This window comes from Aeromonas sp. Lyrl_2, from assembly GCF_051948815.1.
In the GTDB taxonomy this organism is placed as follows: domain Bacteria; phylum Pseudomonadota; class Gammaproteobacteria; order Enterobacterales; family Aeromonadaceae; genus Aeromonas; species Aeromonas veronii.
On record NZ_JAYJLJ010000035.1, the window covers coordinates 1 to 22,698 of the forward strand.

At 58.1% G+C, this 22,698-nt stretch carries 18 protein-coding genes; 6 read left to right on the top strand and 12 right to left on the bottom strand.

Annotated elements, in window-relative coordinates; translation table 11 throughout:
• Positions 1-27: 27 nt before the first annotated feature.
• The gene (locus VF684_RS19990; protein ID WP_069529846.1) at positions 28-639 is read right to left on the bottom strand and encodes a flavin prenyltransferase UbiX; all 612 of its coding nucleotides are present in this window, start codon (positions 637-639) and stop codon (positions 28-30) included.
• On the bottom strand, positions 636-2,006 hold the full coding sequence (mpl, locus tag VF684_RS19995; protein ID WP_139441222.1) for a UDP-N-acetylmuramate:L-alanyl-gamma-D-glutamyl-meso-diaminopimelate ligase: 1,371 nt from the start codon (positions 2,004-2,006) through the stop codon (positions 636-638). Before mpl ends, VF684_RS19990 begins: the two co-directional genes overlap by 4 nt.
• A 258-nt stretch (positions 2,007-2,264) precedes the next feature.
• Between mpl and VF684_RS20000 the strand changes: the two genes are divergently transcribed.
• Complete coding sequence (locus VF684_RS20000) at positions 2,265-2,966, top strand: phosphatase PAP2 family protein (RefSeq protein WP_139441221.1); 702 nt, start codon at positions 2,265-2,267, stop codon at positions 2,964-2,966.
• A gap of 69 nt (positions 2,967-3,035) precedes the next feature.
• Here VF684_RS20000 and galE read toward each other — a convergent pair whose 3' ends face one another.
• From galE to barA, 7 genes are all read right to left on the bottom strand, one after another.
• Entirely contained in the window at positions 3,036-4,049 is a 1,014-nt protein-coding gene (gene galE, locus VF684_RS20005) for a UDP-glucose 4-epimerase GalE (protein ID WP_440174369.1), read from the bottom strand.
• 94 nt (positions 4,050-4,143) lie between these two features.
• Positions 4,144-5,133, bottom strand: coding sequence for an FAD-binding oxidoreductase (locus VF684_RS20010; protein WP_440174370.1), 990 nt, complete (start codon positions 5,131-5,133; stop codon positions 4,144-4,146).
• 121 nt (positions 5,134-5,254) lie between these two features.
• Positions 5,255-6,904 (bottom strand): hydroxylamine reductase, encoded by a 1,650-nt coding sequence (gene hcp, locus VF684_RS20015; RefSeq protein WP_440174373.1) that lies wholly within the window; start codon positions 6,902-6,904, stop codon positions 5,255-5,257.
• Positions 6,905-7,193: 289 nt separating this feature from the next.
• A complete protein-coding gene (locus VF684_RS20020) occupies positions 7,194-7,661 on the bottom strand; it encodes a Dps family protein (RefSeq protein WP_005362843.1) in 468 nt (155 codons plus the stop codon).
• 155 nt (positions 7,662-7,816) lie between these two features.
• Complete coding sequence (locus tag VF684_RS20025) at positions 7,817-8,704, bottom strand: N-acetylmuramoyl-L-alanine amidase (RefSeq protein WP_440174371.1); 888 nt, start codon at positions 8,702-8,704, stop codon at positions 7,817-7,819.
• A gap of 34 nt (positions 8,705-8,738) precedes the next feature.
• A complete protein-coding gene (locus tag VF684_RS20030; RefSeq protein WP_005335594.1) occupies positions 8,739-9,218 on the bottom strand; it encodes a DUF1456 family protein in 480 nt (159 codons plus the stop codon).
• A gap of 89 nt (positions 9,219-9,307) precedes the next feature.
• Positions 9,308-12,025, bottom strand: a complete 2,718-nt coding sequence (gene barA / locus VF684_RS20035) for a two-component sensor histidine kinase BarA (protein ID WP_270656512.1) — start codon at positions 12,023-12,025, stop codon at positions 9,308-9,310.
• A gap of 153 nt (positions 12,026-12,178) precedes the next feature.
• Between barA and rlmD the strand changes: the two genes are divergently transcribed.
• From rlmD to eno, 5 genes are all read left to right on the top strand, one after another.
• Entirely contained in the window at positions 12,179-13,501 is a 1,323-nt protein-coding gene (gene rlmD, locus VF684_RS20040; protein WP_058056632.1) for a 23S rRNA (uracil(1939)-C(5))-methyltransferase RlmD, read from the top strand.
• Between the two features lie 390 nt (positions 13,502-13,891).
• Positions 13,892-16,105, top strand: coding sequence for a GTP diphosphokinase (gene relA / locus VF684_RS20045; RefSeq protein ID WP_005335588.1), 2,214 nt, complete (start codon positions 13,892-13,894; stop codon positions 16,103-16,105).
• Positions 16,106-16,283: 178 nt separating this feature from the next.
• On the top strand, positions 16,284-17,081 hold the full coding sequence (gene mazG, locus VF684_RS20050) for a nucleoside triphosphate pyrophosphohydrolase (RefSeq protein WP_005335587.1): 798 nt from the start codon (positions 16,284-16,286) through the stop codon (positions 17,079-17,081).
• A 141-nt stretch (positions 17,082-17,222) separates the two neighbouring features.
• Positions 17,223-18,860 carry a glutamine hydrolyzing CTP synthase gene (gene pyrG, locus VF684_RS20055; protein WP_005335584.1) on the top strand — a complete coding sequence of 546 codons (1,638 nt, stop codon included), beginning with the start codon at positions 17,223-17,225 and terminating at the stop codon, positions 18,858-18,860.
• 89 nt (positions 18,861-18,949) lie between these two features.
• Entirely contained in the window at positions 18,950-20,251 is a 1,302-nt protein-coding gene (gene eno, locus VF684_RS20060; protein WP_005335583.1) for a phosphopyruvate hydratase, read from the top strand.
• A 123-nt stretch (positions 20,252-20,374) separates the two neighbouring features.
• Here eno and VF684_RS20065 read toward each other — a convergent pair whose 3' ends face one another.
• The 3 genes from VF684_RS20065 to VF684_RS20075 form a co-directional block, all read right to left on the bottom strand.
• Complete coding sequence (locus tag VF684_RS20065) at positions 20,375-20,860, bottom strand: GNAT family N-acetyltransferase (RefSeq protein ID WP_139441216.1); 486 nt, start codon at positions 20,858-20,860, stop codon at positions 20,375-20,377.
• Between the two features lie 159 nt (positions 20,861-21,019).
• Positions 21,020-22,096: an RES family NAD+ phosphorylase gene (locus tag VF684_RS20070; protein ID WP_201998892.1), complete on the bottom strand. Its 1,077-nt coding sequence runs from the start codon at positions 22,094-22,096 to the stop codon at positions 21,020-21,022.
• A 178-nt stretch (positions 22,097-22,274) separates the two neighbouring features.
• On the bottom strand, positions 22,275-22,698 hold a 424-nt coding region (locus tag VF684_RS20075), incomplete at its 5' end, for a VOC family protein (RefSeq protein WP_440174372.1).

Here is a 22,698-nt window from a genome sequence, read left to right on the forward strand (position 1 = left end):
TTTTTATGGCCGAATGTGGTGATCAGCTCAGTGGTGGCCATAGCCCCAGCGGTGGGTTAGCTCATGCTCGACACCGAGATGATCAAGGATACGGGCGACCATAAAGTCCACCAGATCGGCGATGCTTTTCGGCTCATGATAGAAACCGGGAGCAGCGGGCATGATGGTCACTCCGAGCCGTGCCAGTTTCAGCATGTTCTCCAGATGGATCGCCGAGAAGGGGGTTTCGCGGGGTACCAGGATCAGCTGGCCGCGCTCCTTGATCACCACATCCGCTGCCCGCTCCAGCAGGTTGTCCGAGGTGCCATTGGCAATGGCCGAGACGGTGCCCATGGAGCAGGGGCAGACCACCATCTGTTTGGGCGCGGCCGAACCGGAGGCCACCGGCGAGAACCACTCCTCCTTGCCGCAGGCGACAATCTGTCCCTCCTTGGCGCCATATTGGCGACAAAGATAGGCAGAGAGCTCTTTCGGCGAGCCGGGCCAATCCTGCTGCTGCTCGGTCTTGAGTACCACACGAGCTGCCGATGAGGCGAGCAGGTAGACCCGATAGTCCGCCTGCACCAGACACTGGAGCAGGCGCAGGGCGTAGGGTGCGCCGGAGGCGCCGGTCAGCGCCAGGGTGATCGCTTTGTTCATAGTTCGCCGTGGTAATCCTTGAGGCGGGCGATCAGCTTGTCATGAATGCCACCGAAGCCGCCGTTGCTCATGATCAGAATATGGTCGCCATCGCGGCTCTCGGCCACCAGCCGGTTGATCAGGGTCTCCAGATCGTTGAATACCTTGGCCGGACGGGTCATATGGGCCGTCACCTCGCCGAGATCCCAGCCGATGTTGGGCGGCTGGAAGAAGAACACCTCGTCGGCGCCATCGAAGCAGCCAGCCAGCTCCTCCTTGTGAACCCCCAGCTTCATGGTGTTGGAGCGAGGCTCCAGCACCGCCAGAATACGTGAGCAGCCTACCTTGGCGCGCAGGCCGCCGAGGGTGGTCTCGATGGCGGTGGGGTGGTGGGCAAAGTCGTCATAGACGCTGATGCCCGCCACTTCGCCTTTGAGCTCCATCCGCCGTTTGGGGGATTTGAACTGGCAGAGGGCGGCGATGCCATGCTCTACCATGACACCGGCGTGGCGGGCGGCAGCGATGGCCATCAGACCGTTGTTGACGTTGTGCTCGCCGATGCACTCCCAGTGCACCTCACCCTGCTTTTCGCCATCCAGCCACACCTCGAAGGCGGAGCCGTCATCGGCCAGCTTGACCGCTTTCCACTTGGCGTCATCCTGACCCACCAGCTCCACTTCGCTCCAGCAGCCCATCTTGCGCACGGCGGTGAGGTTGTCATCTGCCTTCGGGAACAGCACCCGACCGTTGCTCGGTACGGTGCGCATCAGGTGGTGGAACTGGCGCTGGATGGCGGCGAGATCCGGGAAGATATCCGCGTGGTCAAACTCCAGATTGTTCATCACCAGGGTGCGCGGATGGTAGTGGACGAACTTGGAGCGCTTGTCGAAGAAGGCGCAGTCATACTCGTCTGCTTCGATGACGAAGAAGGGGGCAGAGCCCAAGCGGGCGGAGACCGGGAAGTTGCCCGGCACGCCGCCAATAAGGAAACCGGGCTCCAGTTTGGCGTACTCCAGCACCCAGGCCAGCATGCTGGCGGTGGTGGTCTTGCCATGGGTGCCGGCGACGGCAAGCACCCAGCGATCCTGCAGCACGTGCTCCAGCAACCACTGGGGGCCGGAGATGTAGGGCAGATTGCGGTCCAGCACATATTCAACACAGGGGTTGCCGCGGCTCATGGCGTTGCCAATCACCACCAGATCCGGCGCCGGATCGAGCTGAGAGGGATCATAGCCTTCGGTCAGTTCGATGCCCTGTTGCTCGAGCTGGGTGCTCATGGGGGGATAGACATTGGCGTCCGAGCCGGTCACCCGGTAACCAAGCTGTTTTGCCAACACCGCCAGACCACCCATAAAGGTGCCGCAGATCCCGAGAATGTGAATATGCATACCGCTTCCTTTCGCAGTAAAGGGAAGTGCGCATTCTAGGGGGTGTTGCCGTGGTGGCACAAGCCGCACTCATGGTGAGCGGCCCACAGATGCAGCACCGAAGGCAGAAATCTTGGCGCTGTTGGGGTGTGTGAGGCTTGAATGGATTTGTGGGTTTTATTTGAAGCTTGATATTATGTCGCACTTTCTTACAATTCTTCGGTTTTGTGACGCACTCTACAGTTTTACGATATCGCCCTTTTCCAAAGGAGAGTCCCCATGGGCAAGTTCCTGCTTTGCTATTTGGTCGGTGGTCTGGTGGCCATCAGTTGGGCTGCGCTGCCCGCTCACGGTCCCTGGGATCAGTGGGACCTCGCGATTTTTCATACCGTTAACGGCTGGCTCGGGCAGTCGGCTCTGTGGGCCGATCTGGTGTCCATCACCAATAACCGGCTGTTCGATCTGGCGGTGCTGGCCTGTATGGGGCTGATCCTGGCCCGCTGTTTCTTTGCACGGGATCTGGCGGGTCGTCGCCAACTGGTAGCGATGGGCATAGTGATGCTGCTAAGTGCACTGGTAATCAACCAGTTTGGTCACCAGTTGCCGGTGGAGCGACCCAGCCCGACCCTGATGGTGAGCGATGCCCTGCGAGTCACCCATCTCAGCGAGATCCCGACCAAGGACTCTTCCGGTGACAGCTTCCCAGGGGATCACGCCCTGTTCCTGATGATCTTTGCCGGCTTTGCTCTGCGCTACCTGCCTCGCAGTGCCGGGATCTGCGCTCTGCTGATGGTGCCGGTCTTCTCTGCGCCCCGAATTTTCTCCGGCGCCCACTGGTTTACCGATGTCTATGTCGGTGCTTTGGGATTGGCCACCCTCTGCCTGCCCTGGGTGCTGCTGACCCCGCTGGCGGATCGGCTGATAGACCGCATTGCCCCCCGATTGGCTCGTGTGCCGCTGCTGCGCAGTCAGACCCACTAATTGAACGTCGCAAAATAAAACGCCCCGACATGAAAATGTCGGGGCGTTCTGTTATCCACCCGCGAGAGATCAGCCTTGATAGCCGTTCGGGTTGTTGCTTTGCCAGCGCCAGGTATCGACCATCATCTGCTCCAGACCGCGCTCTGCTTGCCAGCCCAGCTCGGCACGGGCCAGCGTCGGCTCTGCCCAGCACTCGGCGATGTCGCCCGGGCGACGGGGTTTGATCTGGTAGGGAATGGGTCGGCCGCTGGCCGCTTCAAACGCCTTGACCATCTCCAGTACCGAGTAGCCCTGACCTGTGCCCAGGTTGTAGGTGAAGACGCCGGTGTCACTCTTGATGCGTGCCAGTGTTTTCAGGTGACCGATGGCGAGATCCACCACATGGATGTAGTCGCGCACGCCGGTGCCATCCGGGGTCGGGTAGTCGTTGCCAAATACCCCCAGCTCCTTGAGCTTGCCGACACCCACCTGGCTGATATAGGGCAGCAGGTTGTTGGGGATGCCGTTGGGATCTTCACCAATCAGGCCGCTCTCGTGGGCGCCGACCGGGTTGAAGTAACGCAGCAGTACGATAGCCCAGCGGGGATCGGATTTGGCGAGATCGCGCAGGATCTCCTCCACCATCAGCTTGGAGCGACCATAGGGGTTGGTGGCGCTGGTGGGGAAATCTTCCCGCAGCGGCACCGAGGCGGGATCGCCATAGACGGTGGCCGAGGAGCTGAATACCAGCCGGAAAACGCCAGCCTTGGCCATCTCTTCACACAGCACCAGAGTGCCGCTGATGTTGTTCTGGTAGTAGGTGAGCGGGATCTGGCTCGACTCTCCGACCGCCTTGAGACCGGCGAAGTGGATGACCGATTCGATCTGGTGGTTGGCGAACAGCTGCTGCAGGCAGGCTCTGTCCAGCACATCCCCTTCGACGAAGGTGACCGGCTTGCCGGTGATCTGCTCGACCCGCTTGAGTGACTCCGGTGAGGAGTTGGATAGGTTGTCGAGTACCACGACCTGCTGCCCCGCGCCGAGCAGCTCAACCAGGGTGTGGGAGCCGATATAGCCGGCGCCCCCTGTGACCAGTATTGTCATTTTTTATCCCGTGTTCTGGTGAAACTGGGGCCGAGTCTACCCGTCCTGCCCGCTCGGGAAAAGGTTGAGATACCAATGAAGCCCTTTGTGTATCTCAATAATCGAGACTGATATCCCCTTTCGCAGTGCAGGAACAGGCCAGAGCAACGCCGCTCTCCAGATCCTGCGCACTCAAGGTCATCACGCTCTGGCGCTCGATGTCACCTGTGGTGGTGCAACGACAGCTGCCACATACCCCGGCGCGACAAGCAGCCATCATGGTTTCGCCCGCCGCTTCCAGCGCCGCCAGCAGGGTCTGACCCGGCAGGATCTTCACCTTTTTGCCGCTCTTTTTCAGGGTCAGCCAGAAGTGGTCGCTGGTGGTGGTGGCAGGCTCTGCTGGAGGAAGGCCAAAAGACTCCTGATGCAGCTGCTCCGGCGGCAGTCCCAGCTCTGTCAGCATGGTTTTGACCGCCGCCATATAGGGGGCTGGGCCGCAGAGATAGACATGGCGTTCGCGCAGATCCGGGGCCAGCTCGGCCAGCATGGCGGGGGTGAGTCGGCCCACCCAGGGATGAGCCGTTGGCGCCTCTTCCAGTATCAGGGCATGCCGTACACCGGGATGGGCTTCGGCCAATGCAGCCAAGTCATCTGCGAAGATCACATCTGCTGGCGAGCGGGCGCTATGGATAAAGCGGATATCGGCATCCGGCCGTTTGGCTAGCTCGTCCCGCAACATGGCCCACATGGGGGTGATGCCGGAACCAGCGCTCAAGAGCAGCGGCCGCTCGCAGGGCAGGGCGGTCAGGTTGAAATCGCCGAACGGGCCATCCACCCGGATCTTGTCTCCCACCTGCAAGGTCTGGTGCAGATGGTGGGAGACTAGCCCCACATCCTTGATGGTGACCTGCCAGCATGCATCCTGTGGGCTGGAGGAGAGGGTATAGGCGCGGCACTCCGGCTGGCCGTCTATCTCGGTGTGCAGGGTGATGCACTGGCCAGCTAGTACCGGTGGGAGGCTGCCGGAAAGAGGCGCCAGCTGCCAGCTCACTACGTCGTGGGTGTTCTGTTGGCGGCCAATGCAGGTGAGCGTGAGAGAGGTCATCACAAGGCTCCTTGGGTTTGATAAGGTTTGAAACGGTTTGAAAAACGTCTGGTGAAAAAGCCGGGTCCAGAAAAAAGGCGAGCCGGGCGGCTCGCCAAACGCTTACAACATGAGGTGCCGATCAGGCCGCCAGGATCTCGGCCAAGTCAGCCTCGGCCGTGGTGGTCCCTTTCAGACCGAACTGCTCTTCCAGCACCTTGAGCAGAGCCGGAGTGAGGAAGGCGGGGGCGGTCGGGCCGGTACGAATGTCCTTCACCCCGAGGGAGAGCAGGGTGAGCAGAATAACGATGGCTTTTTGCTCGAACCAGGAGAGCACCAGCGTCAGCGGCAGATCGTTGACACCGCACTCGAACGCCTCGGAGAGTGCCAGCGCCAACTGAATGGCGGAGTAGGCATCGTTGCACTGACCCACGTCCAGCAGACGCGGAATGCCGCCGATGTCGCCAAAGTCGAGCTTGTTGAACTTGTATTTGCCGCAGCCCAGGGTGAGCAGCAGGCTGTCGCGCGGTGCCGCCTTGGCAAACTCGGTGAAGTAGGCGCGCTCGGCCTTGTCGCCGTCACAGCCACCCACCAGGAAGAAGTGGCTGATCTCCCCGGCCTTGACCTTCTCGATCACCGCGGGTGCTGCCTGCATCAGAGCGTTGCGGGCAAAGCCGATGGTGATGAAGTGTTCGAGTTCGGTGTGTTTGAAGCCTTCAAGCGCTTGGGCCTTGGCGATCACGGCGGAGAAATCATCCCCCTCAAGATGGGTTACGCCCGGCCAGCCGACGATGGAGCGGGTGAAGATGCGGTCCGAGTAGTTGCCCACGTTCGGGTCGATGATGCAGTTGGAGGTCATCACCACGGCGCCCGGGAAGTTGGCAAACTCTTTCTGCTGGTTCTGCCAGGCGGATCCGTAGTTGCCCACCAGATGGGGGTACTGCTTGAAGAAGGGATAGGCCAGCGCGGGCAGCATCTCGCCGTGGGTGTAGACATTAATGCCGGTCCCCTTGGTCTGCTCCAGAATGAGCTTGAGATCCATCATGTCGTGGCCGGAGACCAGAATGCACTTGCCGGGGATGGGAGTGACGCGTACCTGGGTCGGCTCCGGATGGCCGAAGGCGCTGGTTTCACCCAGATCCAGCATCTCCATGATTTTGAAGTTGAGCTGACCGATCTCCATGGCACAGCTGAACAGCCGACCCATTTCGCTCGGATCTGTGCTGAGCCAGCTCATGATGCGGTGGAATTCGGCAGCCACCTCGTCACTCTGCTGATCCAGCACCCGGGCGTGCTCCATGTAGGCTGCGGCGCCCTTGAGGCCGTAAAGGCAGAGCAGGCGCAGCCCCATGATGTCTTCGTTCACCTCACTCTTGCCCCGATTGGGGGCGGCTGGCGCGGCATGGGCAAGTTGTTCCAGCAGCTCGGCACCGGGTTCGAAGTAAGCGGAGTGTGGTAAGTCGTTGACCTGCACCGCCATGGCGGTCAGACGATCGGCCAACTGCTGGCGATAGGCGAGGGCCTGATTGACGTAAGCCACGATGCGATTCGAGTCGAAGTTGACGTTGGTGAGGGTGGCGAAGAAGGCCTTGGGCACGAAGGCATCGATCTCGCGGTCGATGATGCCCGGCTCGCGGGCGGCCAGCGCCCAGGCGCTGAGACCCTGCAGGGTATAGATCAGCACATCCTGCAGATCCGAGGTTTCCGCCGTCTTGCCGCACATACCTTGTGCGTAGGCACAGCCGTTGCCAGCTGGGGTACGAATTGTCTGTTCACATTGCACACAAAACATCATGCCTCTCCTAATTGGACATTTCAGTTGTCTGTTTTGTGGCGATTCTATTCCTCTCGCGAAAAACTTAATAGGCATTCAATTTGCCAATTAAGATTCCCTTGATGCAGATCAAAAACAAAAAAAGCCGCCCAAACAGGGCGGCAAGCGGGTGGATAAAAGGAGAGACAACTCAGGTTTGCAACAGAACATAACAATCAGAAGGATTGGGCCGTGGTCTGGTCAGGAGCTGTCGGCCCGGTACTTACTCAAGCCAGCATACGTACGCTGTAGTCGGCTTGGTTCACTATCAGGCCAGATAAGCGCGCAGCATCCAGACCAGTTTTTCCTGCTGCTGCACATAGTCGGAGAGGATGGAGGCAGTGCCCTCATCACCGGCTTCGGCGGCCTGGCCCAGAATACGACGCTGGGCGACCAGCAGTTCGCGGAAGCTATCCAGCAGGGATTCGACACAGGCGCGGCCATCGTGCAGCCCTTTTTGCTCCGGGATGGCAGAGACTTTCAGGTAGTCGCTGAAGCTGTGCATGGGCACGCCATCCAGGGTCAGGATCCGCTCGGCCAGTGCATCGACTTTCAGCAGCAGGTCGTTGTAAATCTCTTCAAATTTCAGGTGCAGTTCGAAGAACTGGTTGCCACGGATATTCCAGTGGAAGCCGCGTACGTTCATGTAGAGGATCTGGTAGCTGGCCAGCAATTTGTTCAACTCGGCTGCCAGGGCTTGTGATTGAGCAGTATCAAGACCAATCGGGCTTTTCATCATTCACCTCCAGATTTGGAAATCGGTTTTAAATTCTCTTTCGGAACGCAGTCAGAATAACGCCTTGCAAAATGCAGGGACAATTGCTTGTGCCTAACTGTTTGATAGCTAACGGCTATCAAACAGTACGCAGCAACGGGGGCAATGGATGAGTATTAGGGGAAGTATTTTTCGAGCAGCGCCATCAGGATGGCCTGACACTCGCGGTCCGGTTTGCTATCGACCTTGCTGGCGCGAAAGTGGAGCTGAAAGGCGCCCAAGACGGCGCGGCTCTGCTCATCCCACTGGCCGCTCTGGGGCAGGCCATAGCCATAGCGGGCCAACTGCTGCTGCCACATGGCCGCATCCCAGTCGGGCAAGGGGCTGGCCAGTAACTCGGCTACCCGACCTTCATCGGGCCAGGCGCCGACCCCGTACGTCAGATAGAGCTGGCGCCAGGGGAAGTGGGGGCCGGGATCCTGCTTGCGCTCGGGGGCGACATCGCTGTGGCCCAGCACCTGGGTCGGTGGAATCTGGTAGCGGGCGACCAGCTCCCGGCTGAGGGCGCCGACGGCAGCAATCTGCTGTGGGGTATAGGGTTGCCAGCGCCGCGCATCGGGGGCCAGCGGCTCATCTTCTGCTGGATAGCCGAGGTTGACGATCTCGATGCCAAGGGAGCTGGCATTGAGCCCGGCATATTGGTGCCAACGGCTGCGTCCCGCATGCCAGGCGCGCGCGTTGTCCGGCACCAGCTGATAGACCGGTAGCGGTGTTTCGTGGCTGTCGCGGGGGATCAGGTAGTGGGCGCTCACCTTGTGCTCCGGCTCGGTCAGCAGGCGCAAGGAGTTGGCATCATCTTCGTCGGTGTAGTGGAGGATCAGAAAGGCGATCCGCTCGTTCTGGTTGGCGCTCTGATAGCGGGTAGATAGCTGGTACTCGGACGGTGTGCAGGCGCCCAGCAGCAGAACCAGTGGCAGAAAGAAGAGGGGAAGAAGACAGCGCCAGCGCCATCCCCCTGCCACAGTCAGTCTGCTGAGCGTGGGAGGAGTGAGTCGCTGGCACATGTCGAAGGCTCGGTCTGGTCAGTCGCGCGGCTGGTTAGCCGCGGTATTTGGCCGTGAGACCGATCAGGAAGTTGCGCAGGATCTGATCCCCGCAATCCTGATAGTGCTTGTGATCCTTGGAGCGGAACAGGGCACTGAGCTCGGACTTGGAGAGGTTGAAGTCGGCGAGCTTGAGGGTACCGAGCATATCCTCTTCCTTGAAGTTGAGACCGATGCGCAGCTTGCGCAGGATCATGTTGTTGTTGATCCGGTTCGGGATCACCTGGGCCGGTGCATCTTCCCGCACGCCGCGGCGGGCGATGATGAAGCCGTCGAGGAACTGGCTCAGGGCCGAGTCGGGACAGGCGACATAGCCTGCCTCTTGCTCTTCACCTTCCGCCGCCTCTTTCATCAACCAGCTGTGCAGCTGGGCGTGAGTGACCGTCAGGTTGCCCTTGGCAAACATCTCGACCATCTGGTCGTTGCTGATGGTGAGGGCGTAGCGCAGACGGCGCAGAATATCGTTGTTGGTCATGCTGACTCCTGTGTAAACGGCGCAACTTTACCATCTGGCGGCCCTCGCGTCAGAAAAAGCGGGGGCCGATACAGTTCAGGTCAAGCTCATCAAGCCTTGCCGAGATAGCGGGGCGCCTCCTGGCGCACCAGTTCCAGCGCATCTTGCAGCTCCAGCAGCTCGGGTTCCAGCTCGCTGACCGGCACGCCGTCACGCAGCTGTTGCTCCAGCTGGGAGAGCAACCGTTGCAGTCCCGGTACCCCGGAATAGGCACAGCCGCCGTTGAGGCGATGGAGCTGGGCCAGCACCTCGCTATCTTCAATTTCGCCCGCCAGTGCGCTATCCAGCACCGGCTCGACCTCGTCAAAACTGGCCAGCAGCATGGTCAGCATCTCTCTGGCGAGATGCTCTTTCCCTGCCGCTTGCCGCACCGCCAGTGCCCAGTCGATCTGTTGGGCACCATTATTCTGGTGGCGGCGATGGGCAAAATCGGTGATGAGCTGGGCCAGCATGCTCTCGTCGATGGGCTTGGCCAGGTAGTCGTCCATCCCCTGCCGGATCAGCCGCTCTCGCTCTCCGGGAATGGCGTGGGCAGTCACCGCCACGATCGGGGTGGTGGTGTTGAGGGACTGGTTGCGGATCGCCTGGGTGGCACTGATGCCATCCATGATCGGCATCTGGATATCCATGAAGATGATGTCGAACGGCTGGCTCTGTGCCTGCTTGACCGCCTCCTTGCCGTTTTTGCACACCACCACCTGACTCACCATCTCCTTGAGCATGGCGGCGATCAGCTTGAGGTTGGCGGCGTTGTCATCCACCGCCAGCACCTTGATGGGCTGCAACTGGCGCGGCGCAGGCTGGGCGGGCAGCTTCTGGCGGCTCGATTCCGGCGAGAGCAGGGCGTGCAGCAGCTTGCGGTGGTTGACCGGTTTGGAGAGACAGTGCTGGGCGCCATGGGCCAGCATCGCTTCATAGAGCGCCGGCTCGTGGCTGCTGAGCAGCACTATGGTGTTCTGCTGCTGGCCGTTCAGTCTGTCGAGACGGCCGATCACCTGCTGCGGCGTATGCAGGGGGCTGCTGCCGATGATCACCATCTCCTGCTCGCTCATCTCGGGCCAGGGATCATCGCTGGTCAGTGGGTGTGCGTCGAGGTGCCACTCCGCCAGCAGGGCGAGCAGAGAGGCTTGAGCGAAGGGATCCGGCTCCAGCAGCCAGAGCCGTTTGCCACGGATCCGATCCAGCGGCAGTTGATCGGTCTGGGGCAGGGGGGAGACCTCCACATCCAGACTGAACGAGAAGATAGAGCCCTTGCCGAGCTCCGATTCAAAGCGGATCTGGCCGCCCATCTGCTGCACCAGCTTCTGGGTGATGACGAGGCCCAGGCCCGTGCCGCCATAACGGCGGGAGATGGAGGAGTCGGCCTGATTGAAGGCCTGGAACAGCTGATGTTGCTGCTCCTGGGAGATGCCGATGCCGGTATCGCGGATCTGGACGTTGAGCCTCACCTTGTGGTTGCCACTGCCGGTCTGCTCGATATGGACATCCACGTTGCCCTGTTCGGTGAACTTGATGGCGTTGCCGGTGAGGTTGGTCAGCACCTGTTGCAGACGCATGGGGTCGCCGGTGAGGTAATCCGGCACATCGGCATCCACCCGCAGGGAGAGCTCCAGCTGCTTGTCGTGGGCGCTGGGGCCGAGCAGGTGCATGGTCTCGTTGAGGGTGTCGCGCAGGCTGAACGGGATATGCTCCAGCTGCAGCTTGCCCGCTTCCAGCTTAGAGAAGTCGAGGATGTCGTTGATGATGCCAAGCAGGTTGCGCGCCGATTTCTCGATGGTCTGCATGTAGTCGGTCTGGCTCGGGGTCAGGCTGGTTTTCAGCAGCTGGCGGGTAAAACCGATGACCCCGTTGAGTGGGGTGCGAAGCTCGTGGGACATGTTGGCCAGAAACTCCGACTTGACCCGCGCCGCCTCCTGCGCCCGCTTCTTGGCCATGTCGAGCTCGACGTTCTGGATCTCTATCTGCTCGAGGGTTTCGCGCAGGTCAGACGTAGCCTGATCGATATTCTGCTGCATCTCTTCGTGATATTCGGAGAGCGCCTTGGCCATGGCGTTGATGCCGTTTTTCAGCATATCCAGCTCGCCGGTGAGTTGGCCGCTGACCCGGGTATCGAGCCGCCCCTCCCTGATCTTGTGCACCGCCTGCACCATGTTGGTGATGGGTTGGGTCACGCTCTTGACCAGCCGGAAGCCAAACAGGGTACTGAAGGCGACCCCGATGAGCACCATGATCACCGCAAAGAAGGTGTCGCGGTACTGCAGCAGCATGGCCCTGTCGGTCGCCATCTGCATCGAGATGTAGCCGATCATCGGGGGCTCCACATCGCTGGGCAGCGGGAAGCCATCCAGACTGGTTTCAGCCTGGATCGGGGTGCGCAAAATGATGTCATCCCCCTGAAACGTCACGCTGGTCAGATCCGGAATTGGCTCGCCATCGGGCAGCCTGAGCCGGGTGAAATCCCGGTGGTAGTTCGAGGTGACGAACAGCTGGTTGTCCTGGGTGAAAACCGCGATGGACTTGATGAAGGGGGAGTTCTTGCGATGGGTCAGGCCAATCAGCCGCTTGAGGGATTCTCGGCTGTGCTGGGTCATCCCGTATTCACTGGCGATCGCCAGCGGTTCGATAATGTTGATCCCCTGATCAATGAGGTTGTTTTCCAGCTGCTGGTAGCGGTGGAAGGTGAAGTAACCGGCCATCAGGCCACCGATGATCAGGGTTGGCAGGATGGTGAAGGCGAGAACGCGTGCTCTCAGGCCATATTTGGTCATACGAACAGGCCACCAGTGAACAGGGTTGGCGATAGGGTTGATGGCAATACACGGGCTCTGTGGCCGTATTTGGTCATACTATTATTCTTGTGGGACAATACCCAGCAGCAGATTCCACAATCATGACATAGCCACCTATAGGCACCAAGTTTTATGGCCCAGTTTTTCAAGCCCCAAAAGAAGTCCACTCAGCTCCAACGCATTGAATTTACGATAGACACCCTCGATCACCACTGCGTCGGTATTGGTCGCCATCAGGGCAAGGCGATCTTTGTCGAAGGGGCACTGCCCGGCGAGACCGTCAAGGCACGCATCACCGAAGAGAAAAAGCAGTATGGTCACGCCGCCTTGCAACAGGTGGTGACCCCGGCGGCCAATCGTATCGCCCCCTTTTGCAGCCACTATCGCGAGTGCGGCGGTTGCAGTGCCCAGCACATGTCGGTTGCCGATCAGCAAGCGGCCAAGGCGGCCGGACTGGTCAGCCTGTTCGAGCGGTTGGGCAACATCAAGGCGCCGGCACTGGAGCCGGTACTGACCGGTGAAGATCGTGCCTATCGCCGGGTCTGTCGTCTGGCCATCAAATTTGACAAAAACGGTCGCTGCACCCGGGTCGGTTTCCGCCGTCGCAACAGCAACGATCTGGTGGAGATCGACAGTTGCCCTGTGCTGGCCGAGCCGCTCTCTGCGCTGATTGCCCCGCTGCGTGAGTGCCTCAATCGCCTCAAGAGCCAGCGCGAGCTGGGCCATGCGGAGCTTATCCAGGCCGAGCAGGGGATCATGATGCTGCTGCGCCATACTGGCCGCCCCAATGAGGCGGATCGCGCCCTGCTGGTGGAGTTTGCAAAAACGCAGGGGATCGACCTCTATCTGCAGGCGGCCGATGATCGCATTGAAGCGTTGCAGCAACAATTTTCCCCATCCTACTCGCTGGATGGCCTGTCTCTTGCATTTGCTCCCGGTGATTTCATTCAGGTTAACGGCCCCATCAACCAGAGCATGGTTGAGCAGGCACTGACATGGCTCGGGGCGAGCAAGGATGACAAGGTGCTCGATCTCTTCTGCGGCATCGGCAACTTCACCCTGCCGCTGGCCCGTCAGGCTCGCGAAGTGGTGGGTGTGGAAGGTGAACTGGCCATGGTGCAGCGGGCCGAAGAGAACGCCCGTCGCAACGGCATCACCAATGCCCGTTTCTACAAAGCCGACCTGAGCGATGACATCGTCGGTATGTCCTGGGCGCGGGAAGGGTTTGATCTGGTACTGCTGGATCCGGCTCGTCCTGGCGCGCTGGAAGTGATGGGACACGTCGTGAAACTTTCACCCAAGCGGGTGGTCTACGTCTCCTGTAACCCGGTCACCCTGGCGCGGGACAGTCAGGTGCTGGTGAAAGGGGGTTACCGTCTGGTGCGCCTCGGCATGCTCGACATGTTCCCTCACACTGGTCATCTGGAGTCCATGGCGCTGTTTGAACGGGAGTAAATGACTCATCGGTACGGCGATGCCGGATAGGTCATCCGGCATGTTCGTTACTCTTTGAGCAGGTGTGTATATGAAGTAATCCTGCTCATCGGTACGGCGATGCGGATATGTAATCTGGCATGTCTGCGTCTGTTTGAGCGGGTGTGTATATGAAGTAATCCTGCTCATCAGTACGGCGATGCAGATATGTAATCTGGCGTGTCTGCGGCTGTTTGAGCTGGTGTGATTGGGGTAATCTAGACCCTCGTCGTTCGGCAGGGCCTGTTGGCGCGCTCTATTGTCTTTCTGGACAATATGCCTTGAAAAGTGCGCTGGATATCCCCATTTGAGGCAATCTCATGAGGGGAGAAAGTGACAGCTTTCGGCCCGATAATTTAAAGGATTGATACCATGGTTGCGGTTCGCGATATTCATTTGAAAGACAACTTCACCCTGGAAGAGTGGGTCAGCTCGCTCTCCTTGAGTGACAGTGAAAAGGATCAGCTGCGAACCGTCTACCAGTATTGTCTGACGCTCGGTGACGAGGCGCTGACCAGCAAGCTGCTGGTGCGTGGTATCGAAATGGTGGGCATCCTGCAGATGCTCAGCATGGATATCGGTACACTCAAGGCCGCCATCATCTACCCCTTCGTCGAAGCCGGTCTCATCAGCCAGGAGCGGATGGACGAGGATTTCGGTTCCAAGATCGCCAAGCTGGTGGAAGGGGTGCTGGAGATGGAAGCCATCCGCTCCCTGCAGACCCTCCATCGCAGCGAAACCTCGCCGGAGCAGGTCGACAACGTGCGTCGCATGTTGCTCGCCATGGTCGAGGATGTGCGTGCCGTGGTGATCAAGCTGGCGGAGCGGATCGCCTGCCTGCGGGAAGCGAAGACGGCAGATGAAGAGACCCGGGTGCTGATGGCCCAGGAGATCACCAACATCTATGCGCCGCTCGCCAACCGTCTGGGCATCGGCCAGCTCAAGTGGGAGCTGGAAGATCTCGCCTTCCGTTACCTGCACCCGGATACCTACAAGCAGATCGCCAAGCAGCTCGACGAGAAGCGGCTCGACCGCGAGCGCTACATCCGCGAGTTTGTGCAATCCCTGCGTAATGGGTTGAAAGAGGCGGGAGTTGACGCCGAGGTGTACGGTCGGCCGAAACATATCTACAGCATCTGGCGCAAGATGCAGAAGAAGCACCTCGAATTCAACGAGTTGTTCGATGTGCGCGCGGTGCGGGTAGTGACCAAGCGGCTGCAGGATTGCTATGCGGCGCTCGGTATCGTGCACACCCAGTTCCACCACATTCCCCGCGAGTTTGACGACTATGTCGCCAACCCCAAACCCAACGGCTACCAGTCAATTCACACCGTAGTGGTGGGGCCTGAAGGCAAGACCGTCGAGATCCAGATCCGTACCGACCAGATGCATCAGGATGCCGAGCTCGGCGTTGCGGCGCACTGGCGCTACAAGGAAGGGGCGCAGGCTGGCGGCAAGGCCAACACCTTCGAAGACAAGATCGAGTGGCTGCGCAAGCTGCTCGCCTGGCAGGAGGATCTCTCCGAGAGCGGCTCCCTGCTGGAAGATCTGCGCAGTCAGGTGTTCGAGGACCGGGTCTACGTCTTCACCCCGAAAGGGGATGTCATCGACCTGCCGGCTGGCGCCACCCCGCTCGATTTTGCCTATCACGTCCACAGCATGATCGGTCACCGCTGCATAGGCGCCAAGATTGACGGCCGCATCGTGCCGTTCACCTATGCGCTGCAGACCGGCGATCAGGTGGAGGTGATCACCCAGAAAGAGCCGAACCCGAGCCGCGACTGGATGAACCCCAACGCCGGCTTCCTGCGCTCCAGTCGGGCGCGGGCCAAGGTGGCGACCTGGTTCAGAAAGCTGGATCGGGACAAGAATATCGTGGCCGGTCGCGAGCTGTTCGAGAAGGAGCTGGATCGCCACAACCTCAGCATGTCCAAGATCGACAAGGGCAACATGCTGCGGCGATTCAATCTGGAGAGCACCGACGATCTGCTGGCCGGTATCGGCAGCGGCGATATCCGCATCAACCAGGTGCTCAACTATCTCGACACCTGCTACAACAAGCCGACGGCGGAAGAGGAAGATCGCCGCCTGTTGGAGAAGCTGGAGCAGAAGGCCAATGCGCCGATGCGCCACAAGCCCAAAGACCACATAGTGGTGGAAGGGGTCGGCAACCTGATGACCCATATTGCCCGCTGCTGCCAGCCCATTCCAGGGGACTCCATTCAGGGCTTTATCACCATGGGGCGCGGCGTATCCATTCACCGGGAAGATTGCGAGCAGTTGAAAGAGTTGTCACGTCGCAACCCCGAGCGGCTGATCGATGCGGTGTGGGGGGAGAACTACTCCGGCGGCTATGGCCTCACCATCCGGATCATCTCCAACGATCGCTCCGGCCTGCTGCGCGATATCACGACCGTGCTGGCCAACGAGAAGATCAATGTGATGGGGGTGCGCTCGCGCTCCAACGTGCGCGAGCAGACCGCGGAGATCGACATGGAGCTGGAGATTTACAACATCAACGCCTTCAACCGGGCGTTGGCCAAGCTCAGTCAGCTTAACGATGTGATCAGCGCCAAGCGGCTTTGATATTGAACCGACCGGCCCCAGTGGCCGGTCTGCATTTACGACCCTTTTTGAACGAATCGAAAGCGAATATCCCATGTCCCAACGTTACGACCTCTCCCAACTGCTCGACATGAGATTGCTCGGCTGCGCGGCCTGATGTCGCTTCATCCCCATTTAACGAATCGAAAGTGAGTAGCCCATGTCTCAACGTTACGATCTGCCTCAACTGCTCGACATCATGGCTCGTCTGCGCGATCCGCAAAACGGCTGCCCCTGGGATCTGAAACAGGACTTCCAGACCATAGTGCCGCACACCCTGGAAGAGGCCTACGAGGTGGCCGATGCCATCGAGACCGAAGATTGGCAGGGGCTGAAAGGGGAGTTGGGGGACCTGCTGTTTCAGGTGGTGTTTTACGCCCAGCTGGGTAAAGAGCGGGGCTTGTTCGACTTCGCCGATATCGTCGATACGGTGAGTGAAAAGCTCATTCGCCGTCATCCCCATGTTTTCTCGGATGCCGACCTTGCCAACGAGCAGGCGGTAAAAGCGAACTGGGAGGCGGAAAAAGCCAAGGAGCGCGCGGCCCTCGACAAAGAGAGCGTGCTGGACGACATCCCGCTCTCGCTGCCTGCCCTGACCCGCGCCGCCAAGATCCAGAAACGCTGTGCCACCGTCGGTTTTGACTGGAAGACGTTGGGGCCTGTGGTGGACAAGATCCACGAAGAGATCGACGAGGTGATGGAAGAGGCATTGATGGCCGATGTGGACGAGGCGCGAGTGAGCGACGAGCTCGGCGACCTGTTGTTTGCCACCGTCAATCTGGTGCGTCATCTGGGCAAGGATCCGGAGCAGGTACTGCGAGGCGCCAACGCCAAGTTCGAACGTCGTTTTCGTCAGGTTGAGCAGATAATCGCCGCAGAAGGCTTGAAAATGACCGATTGCACCCTCGAAAAGCTCGATGCCGCCTGGGATAAGGCGAAGGAAACCGAGCAAAGTTGATTTGGCGCAAGATGGGGGGGCGGTGAGCCTGATAGATTTTTGCTCATTGTTTGGGAGAGGGGTTTTTGGTATACTGTTTCCCCGTCCTGCTTCATCCCCGAAGCACCCCTTAAAATTCCCTAAACTTCTTTCAGGTTCAGCATGACGACCAAATATATTTTTGTTACTGGTGGCGTTGTTTCATCCCTCGGCAAAGGCATTGCCGCAGCTTCTCTGGCAGCCATTCTGGAAGCCCGTGGTCTGGATGTGACCATCATGAAACTGGACCCGTACATCAACGTGGATCCGGGCACCATGAGCCCGACCCAGCATGGTGAAGTGTTCGTAACCGAGGACGGGGCCGAAACCGATCTGGATTTGGGCCACTACGAGCGTTTCATCCGCACCAAGATGACCCGTCGCAACAACTTTACCACCGGCCGTATCTACGCCGACGTACTGCGTAAAGAGCGTCGTGGTGACTATCTGGGCGCCACCATTCAGGTTATCCCGCACATCACCAACGCCATCAAGGAGCGGGTGATTGCCGGTGCCGAAGGCCATCAGGTTGCCATCGTCGAAGTGGGCGGTACCGTAGGTGACATCGAGTCCCTGCCGTTCCTCGAAGCCATTCGTCAGCTGGCTGCCGAAGTGGGCCGCAACAATGCCATGTTCATGCACCTGACGCTGGTTCCTTACCTGGCTGCTGCCGGTGAAGTGAAGACCAAGCCGACCCAGCACTCAGTCAAAGAGCTGCTCTCCATCGGTATCCAGCCGGATGTGCTGATCTGCCGCTCTGACCGTGCCATTCCGGCCAACGAGCGCGCCAAGATCGCCCTGTTCTGCAACGTGCCCGAGCGCGCCGTCATCTCCATGAAAGACGTCGACTCCATCTACAAGATCCCGGCACTGCTGAAATCCCAGAATCTGGACTCCTACTTCACCGAGCGTTTCGGTCTGGAGTGCAAAGAAGCTGACTTGTCCGAGTGGGAACAGGTTATCTACGAAGAGGCCAACCCGACTGGTGAAGTAACCATCGGTATGGTCGGCAAGTACGTCTCCCTGCCGGACGCTTACAAGTCCGTCAACGAGGCGCTCAAGCACGGTGGTCTCAAGACCCGTCACTCCGTCAACATCAAGTACATCGACTCTCAGGATATCGAGACCCGTGGCGCCGAGCTGCTGGAAGGTCTGGACGCGATCCTGGTGCCGGGTGGCTTCGGTGAGCGCGGTGTGGAAGGCAAAATTCTGGCTGCCCAGTATGCCCGCGAGAACAAGATCCCCTACCTGGGTATCTGCCTCGGCATGCAGGTTGCCATGATCGAATTCGCTCGCAACGTAGCGGGTATGGAAGGGGCTCACTCCTCCGAATTCAAGAAAGATTGCGCGTATCCGGTCGTCGGCCTCATCACCGAGTGGGTGGATGAAGAAGGTAACGTCGAGACCCGTACCGAGAAGTCTGATCTGGGCGGTACCATGCGTCTGGGTTCCCAGCTCTGCCACCTGGTCGAAGATTCCAAAGTGCGTCAGATGTACGGCAGCCCGACCATTTACGAGCGTCACCGTCACCGTTACGAAGTAAACAACAAGCTGCTGCCGCAGATTGAAGCGGCAGGTCTGAAAGTGACCGGTCTCTCCGCCGACAAGAAGTTGGTGGAAATCATCGAGATCCCGGATCACCCCTGGTTCGTGGCCGCGCAGTTCCACCCGGAGTTCACCTCAACTCCTCGTGATGGTCACGCTCTGTTCGCCGGTTTTGTGAAGGCGGCAGGCGAGTATCAGAAGCGTAATTTGAAGTAATTGAAAATAAATGCGGTTGGGGCACTGTGCCACAGCCGCTTTTTTTGGCATATTTTTGTTGTTTTTTTACGAAACCTGAGGAAATACACATGTCCAAGATCGTTAAAGTGATCGGTCGTGAAATCATCGACTCCCGTGGTAACCCGACCGTTGAGGCCGAAGTTCACCTGGAAGGTGGTTTTGTTGGTATGGCAGCCGCTCCGTCTGGCGCGTCCACCGGTTCCCGCGAAGCGCTGGAACTGCGTGACGGCGACAAGAGCCGTTTCCTGGGTAAAGGCGTGCTGAAAGCCATCGAAGCCGTAAACGGCCCGATCGCTCAAGCTCTGCTGGGTAAAGATGCCAAGGACCAGGCCACCGTTGACCAGATCATGATCGACCTCGACGGTACCGAGAACAAATCCAAGTTCGGCGCCAACGCCATCCTGGCTGTTTCCCTGGCTAACGCCAAAGCTGCCGCTGCTGCCAAAGGCATGCCGCTGTACGCCCACATCGCCGAGCTGAACGGCACCCCGGGTGTTTACTCCATGCCGCTGCCGATGATGAACATCATCAACGGTGGTGAGCACGCCGACAACAACGTCGACATCCAGGAGTTCATGATCCAGCCGGTTGGCGCCAAGACCCTGAAAGAAGCCGTTCGCATGGGCGCAGAAGTGTTCCACAACCTGGCCAAAGTGCTGAAGTCCAAGGGCTACAACACTGCAGTTGGTGACGAAGGTGGTTTCGCTCCGAACCTGAAATCCAACGCCGAAGCGCTGGAAGTTATCGCTGAAGCCGTTGCCGCTGCCGGTTACAAACTGGGCACCGACATCACCCTGGCTATGGACTGCGCTGCTTCCGAGTTCTACGACGCAGAGAAGAAAGAGTACAACCTGAAAGGCGAAGGTCGTGTCTTCACCTCCAACGGTTTCTCCGACTTCCTGGCTGACCTGACCACCAAGTTCCCGATCGTCTCCATCGAAGATGGCCTGGACGAATCTGACTGGGAAGGTTTCGCCTACCAGACTGCTGAACTGGGCAAGAAAATCCAGATCGTTGGTGACGACCTGTTCGTAACCAACACCAAGATCCTGAAGCGCGGTATCGACAACGGCATCGCCAACTCCATCCTGATCAAGTTCAACCAGATCGGTTCCCTGACCGAAACTCTGGCTGCCATCAAGATGGCCAAAGACGCTGGCTACACTGCCGTCATCTCCCACCGCTCCGGTGAGACCGAAGACGCGACCATCGCCGACCTGGCTGTTGGTACCGCTGCTGGCCAGATCAAGACCGGTTCCATGAGCCGTTCTGACCGTGTTGCCAAGTACAACCAGCTGATCCGTATCGAAGAAGCTCTGGGTGCCAAAGCTCCTTTCCGCGGTCTGAAAGAAGTTAAAAACCAGGCTTAATTTGCTGGTTTGCCAGCCTCGGCTGGAATGAAAAAAACCGGAACCCCTGGGTTCCGGTTTTTTTATGGCTGCTCCTTGCCACAACGGCCTGAGAGGCGAGGGCGTAGTGGCTCTGGTCTCGGGTCAGACAAAGGGGAGCATGCGCTGATAGCGCCCTGCATGCGCCTTGAAGCCCAGCTTTTCAAACAGGGCGATAGAGCGGACGTTATCTGCATCGATATCTACGGTGAGGCAGGTGACTCCCAGTGTGCTGGCGTGGGCGAACAGCAATCCCAGCGCTTCCGACATAAACCCTCTTCGCCAATAGGCCGCATTGAGCAGGCAGCCCACCTCGCAGCTGTGACCCGCCTCGCTAAAACTGTGCAGGCCGCAGGTGCCGATCACCTTATTGCTCTTCCGCTCGACAATCGCCCACTCCAGCGACTCCCCCGTTTGCTCCAGCAGCACCACGCTCGCCATCATCTGCGCCACCATGGCGGGAGAGGTAAAGCAGGGATCAGAGGCAAACTCCATGGTCAATGGATTGCCATAAATCTCGAACAGATCGGCAGTATCGTGCGGGCCAATGGTGCGCAGTACAACCTGAGTGCCGGTTAAGTCAGGCTTCATTTATCTCCTTGGCGTGGGTGTTACGTCAGCAAAGATACAGGTGAAAAATGAGACAGCGTGAAAGTCGGTCTCTGAAGGCAACTGGCACTATCACGAAATATTTCTATCGTGAACGCCTGATTACGCTTCGCTAATCGAACCTACGGGCTTGATTTTAACTTAATACTCTATTGGACCAAAATGGCCTTGATACCCGACTTGGGTAATTATAAGCCTATTGATAGATTTTACTTTCACCAAGCCGGACTGTAAGGGATACCCAAACAGTGCGAAGTTTTTTACAGTGAAAGCATTTGCATATTTTTCTCGCTCTGGGTGGTAACGTCGTAAGGATAGGCCATAGCTCGTTTCAAATGGGTGGCCACCTGTTCTAATTAGACTGAAAAATGAAGGGTAAATAACCCCATCAAAACCAGCGGCCAGTGCCGCCTTAGCTATATCTCTGGATATTTCATAAGAGTGAGATTTGGCAAGAAACAACATATGTATAGCCATATCTAAGCTTTCGAACTCCGTAACATCCTCCTCTAAAACATGAGTCAGATCTAAAAGGTGTAGGTCTCTAGTGGTTTCAAACGTTGCAACATATATTTCATCCTCTGTGGAAGCACGGCATTCATGTATGCAAACATCAATATCCTGGGAACCGTACATAACTGATAAATCAACAGAATCTAAACGTCCATTTCCCGAGAACTCAATAGGAGGACTGTCATATTCGGTATGATTAGCAGGATTTTTAGGGTTAATTCTGAGTCGATAAAACTTCATTCCACCAGGAATCAATCTCTCAGGATACTCCTTGATTACACGCTGAATAATTCTCGCTCGACTGCCATCTAGTTGCAGATCCTTCAGTGGTTCAACCTCGCCAACCATCCACAATCGTGGTCCGTAGTGAAAAAAACCAATTTTAGCTGCATCTTCAATCAGTGTTATATCTCTTTCCAGCCAAGGCGATGGTCGGATATCACTTTTTCCATAGTGATACTCATTAGTCTGAATTACTGGCGCTGCGCCATAGTCACAGCGAACAGTTGTTCCACTGACAAAGAAACGCCAAGCTAATCCCAAGATAAGCTCTTTAGTAAGTTTTTTTCCGCTTTTACTTTTGCATTGTGGGCATTCTTCTGATGACTCAAGGCCAATTTTGTATGAATCGATTCTAAGCCCTTCATCCTCAAAACAATCTGAACAAAGTAATGCGCAATTATCATCCGTTTCTTGTTCATGCATTTTTATGTTCCTTTTAGCTTCACAGTAGTTAGATGGAATACGGCACTGATCGCGCAATTCCGTATAGATTTGAATGCTGTAAAGCGCCGTAATAAAAATTATGGAAATACTATTTTGCTAGGCGTAGCGCATCATTGCACCACAACAACGGCCACGTCACTAGTGTTTCATTCTTCTTCTAAAACTGAATCTCCACCGATTCCACACTACGCTTTGCCTCACCGTGATAAACCGCTTCGATATTATTGCCATCCGGGTCGAGGACAAAGGCTGCGTAATAGCCGGGGTGATAATTGCGCTCGCCGGGGACGCCGTTGTCTTTGCCGCCATTGGTGAGTGCGGCCTGATAAAAACGATCCACCATGGCGCGATCTTTTGCCTGAAAGGCGAGATGGTGGCGACCGGTCAAGACCCCCAGCGCGGCGGGGCTATCGACAGAGGTGACAAACAGTTCGTCTGCCCAGAAGTAGCCCTCCCCTGTGCCGCCCAGCGGAATATCGAGGGTGGTGAGAATGGCCGTATAAAAGCGCTGGCTGGCTACCAAATCTTTGACCACCAGCTGGATATGGTCGATCAAGCGACCACGATGCAGGGTTTGTGTT

Bases quoted from the DNA above. Each gene is read 5' to 3' on its own strand.
- VF684_RS19990 (WP_069529846.1), bottom strand. From the start codon at position 639: ATGAACAAAGCGATCACCCTGGCGCTGACCGGCGCCTCCGGCGCACCC.
- mpl (WP_139441222.1), bottom strand. From the start codon at position 2,006: ATGCATATTCACATTCTCGGGATCTGCGGCACCTTTATGGGTGGTCTG.
- VF684_RS20000 (WP_139441221.1), top strand. From the start codon at position 2,265: ATGGGCAAGTTCCTGCTTTGCTATTTGGTCGGTGGTCTGGTGGCCATC.
- galE (WP_440174369.1), bottom strand. From the start codon at position 4,049: ATGACAATACTGGTCACAGGGGGCGCCGGCTATATCGGCTCCCACACC.
- VF684_RS20010 (WP_440174370.1), bottom strand. From the start codon at position 5,133: ATGACCTCTCTCACGCTCACCTGCATTGGCCGCCAACAGAACACCCAC.
- hcp (WP_440174373.1), bottom strand. From the start codon at position 6,904: ATGTTTTGTGTGCAATGTGAACAGACAATTCGTACCCCAGCTGGCAAC.
- VF684_RS20020 (WP_005362843.1), bottom strand. From the start codon at position 7,661: ATGAAAAGCCCGATTGGTCTTGATACTGCTCAATCACAAGCCCTGGCA.
- VF684_RS20025 (WP_440174371.1), bottom strand. From the start codon at position 8,704: ATGTGCCAGCGACTCACTCCTCCCACGCTCAGCAGACTGACTGTGGCA.
- VF684_RS20030 (WP_005335594.1), bottom strand. From the start codon at position 9,218: ATGACCAACAACGATATTCTGCGCCGTCTGCGCTACGCCCTCACCATC.
- barA (WP_270656512.1), bottom strand. From the start codon at position 12,025: ATGACCAAATATGGCCTGAGAGCACGCGTTCTCGCCTTCACCATCCTG.
- rlmD (WP_058056632.1), top strand. From the start codon at position 12,179: ATGGCCCAGTTTTTCAAGCCCCAAAAGAAGTCCACTCAGCTCCAACGC.
- relA (WP_005335588.1), top strand. From the start codon at position 13,892: ATGGTTGCGGTTCGCGATATTCATTTGAAAGACAACTTCACCCTGGAA.
- mazG (WP_005335587.1), top strand. From the start codon at position 16,284: ATGTCTCAACGTTACGATCTGCCTCAACTGCTCGACATCATGGCTCGT.
- pyrG (WP_005335584.1), top strand. From the start codon at position 17,223: ATGACGACCAAATATATTTTTGTTACTGGTGGCGTTGTTTCATCCCTC.
- eno (WP_005335583.1), top strand. From the start codon at position 18,950: ATGTCCAAGATCGTTAAAGTGATCGGTCGTGAAATCATCGACTCCCGT.
- VF684_RS20065 (WP_139441216.1), bottom strand. From the start codon at position 20,860: ATGAAGCCTGACTTAACCGGCACTCAGGTTGTACTGCGCACCATTGGC.
- VF684_RS20070 (WP_201998892.1), bottom strand. From the start codon at position 22,096: ATGCATGAACAAGAAACGGATGATAATTGCGCATTACTTTGTTCAGAT.